Annotated in this window: 1 protein-coding gene; it reads right to left on the reverse strand. The window is 63.7% G+C overall.

Translation table 11 applies throughout. The features are described from left to right. Nucleotides 1–54 precede the first annotated feature (54 nt). Nucleotides 55–589: TonB-dependent receptor domain-containing protein (locus AC6H42_RS25540; RefSeq protein WP_497549257.1), on the reverse strand; the 535-nt coding region annotated here is incomplete at its 5' end.

The following is a 589-nucleotide window of genomic DNA, read 5'->3' on the forward strand; positions in this document are numbered from 1 at the left end:
GGTTAATTAATTTGTCCAAGACAAATTAATTAACCCTGACCCCATTTTGCCGTATTACAAGGAGTAGTTCAGGCGGGCGTACACGTAGCGGCCGGAGCGGCCGAACGGGGAGTAGTTCGAGTACGGGGCGTTGCCGGTCGTGTTCAGGGCGGCCGGGTAGGCGTCAGGGTATTGGTCGAACAGGTTGTCCGCGCCTACCGCCAGCGACAGCTTGCTGGTGATGGCGTAGCGGCCTTCGAGGTCGACCAGCGTCTTGGCGCTCATCCAGAAGTCCAGGTTGGCCGTGGTGCCGGGCGCCAGGATCTTGCCGTAGCGCGTGGCGCGCGCCGTGACGCCGAACGGGCCGTAGGACCAGGTGCTGCTGCCGATGAACTTGGTCTTCGGCGTGCCGTCGGTAAAGGTCAGCACGTTGACGCGGTCGAACAGCACCGGCGCCGGCGACAGCGCGGCCAGCTGCGCCGTCACCGGCACCTTGGTCACGTCGGTCTTGGTGTAGTTGCCGGCCACCGTGAAGTCGAGCTTGCCGTAGCCGTTGGTCTGCACCGGCCAGCTGGTGACGATGTCGATGCCCTTGGTGGTGGTGTCCACG

This window comes from Massilia sp. NBRC 108631, assembly GCF_059704565.1.